Origin of the sequence: Undibacterium sp. RuRC25W, assembly GCF_049339825.1 — a bacterium.
GTDB lineage: Bacteria > Pseudomonadota > Gammaproteobacteria > Burkholderiales > Burkholderiaceae_D > Undibacterium.
Window position 1 is genome coordinate 1 of the sequence record NZ_JBMPPD010000081.1, and the last position, 521, is coordinate 521.

General features: G+C 53.9%; 1 protein-coding gene. It reads right to left on the minus strand.

Annotated elements, in window-relative coordinates; translation table 11 throughout:
- Positions 1–23 precede the first annotated feature (23 nt).
- On the minus strand, positions 24–521 hold a 498-nt coding region (locus ACO0KV_RS18380; protein WP_423044602.1), incomplete at its 5' end, for an energy transducer TonB.

Below are 521 nucleotides of genomic sequence, written 5' to 3' on the forward strand. Positions count from 1 at the left end.
CAGTAAGCTGCGCTCGCTTTTAATTAGTCAAGCTTCCACACGTACTGAACTTTCGTCCATGTTGGCTGCGGTTTGCCATCCACGGTACCTGGTTTGTTTTTGCAGGAGCCCGACATCAACTGGGCACGAACTGCATTATCGAGACCACGGAAACCACTGGATTTATCGATCTTGACGTCTGATACGGCGCCATCGGCACCAATCAATACGGACAAGACGACTGTACCGGTCTCTTCATTACGTAAAGACGCACGTGGGTACTCGGGTTTGCAACCGGCAACGTTAAAGTCGATCACGCCTGGCACAGTGACTGGACCAGTCGCTTTTGCTGGCTCTGGTGGAGCCGTTTGCTGAGTTTTAGCAAACACTGGGTTCTCTGGCTTCACGTTGGACACCGCATTGATGGTGTTTTGTTGTGGTTGCTGCTGTACTTGCACTTCTGGCGGCGGAATAAATGGTGGCGGTGGGGCCAACAGTTTCGGCGGCGGTGGTGGTGGCGTATCAGGTGGCGGTGGCGGAGG